1 protein-coding gene is annotated in these 765 nt (G+C 61.4%); it reads right to left on the minus strand.

Annotated elements, in window-relative coordinates:
* Positions 1–96: 96 nt before the first annotated feature.
* Positions 97–765, minus strand: a 669-nt coding sequence (locus AC1DU6_RS33710; RefSeq protein WP_477862723.1) for an SDR family NAD(P)-dependent oxidoreductase, incomplete at its 5' end; no start/stop codon positions are given.

Raw genomic sequence — 765 nt, forward strand, 5'->3', positions numbered from 1 at the left:
ACGTGTCACTGACGGCCATGCAAGCAGCGTCCTACTCGGACAATTCCAAATCGCCGGTCATTGCGTTTCTCACGCAGAGATAGCGATGCAGAAATCTCACCAATTCTCGCCAAACGGCCGAGCCTCGACCTCGAAACTCCATGCTCGTCGGGACTGGCGAGTGAGATCCCAAGCAACCTCGGCTAAACCGGCAGGATCAAGAAAGAAATCGTCGGGCTTGTCAGGCATTTTTCGGCGTGTGCTCTCCAGATCAACGATACCGTCCAAAATAACAAGTGCAACGTGGATGCCGACCGGCCAGAGCGAGCGCGCCATGGACTCCGCCAAGCTGCGCTGCGCGGCCTTCGCCGGAGCGAACGCGGCCGTCATTTTGCTCCCACGCCGTGAAGCCGTGGCGCCGATGAAAACGATGCTCCCTTCGCCCTTCGCCCTCATCGCCGGGATTACCTCGCGAGAGCAGAGGAACGCGCCAAGAGCGTTCACCCGCCATGAGGCTTCAAATTGTTCGGCTGTGATATGCTCGACATCTGCGAAGGCACCGCTGCCGGCGTTGAACAGCAGCGTGTCGACTTCACCCAACTCGGTCCTGATCGCCGCAACGGCGGCCTTGACCGACGCCTCGTCACCTACATCGCACGAGTAGCCCCGCGCTCCGTCAATTTCCGCAGCGAGCCTATCTGCGCGGTCCTTATCGCGCGCGAGCATCGCCACGCGGTTGCCGTTGACGGCGAAGCGCCGGGCGAGCGCTGCTCCATTGCCCGGTCC

It is taken from the genome of Roseateles sp. P5_B10 (genome assembly GCF_056400485.1).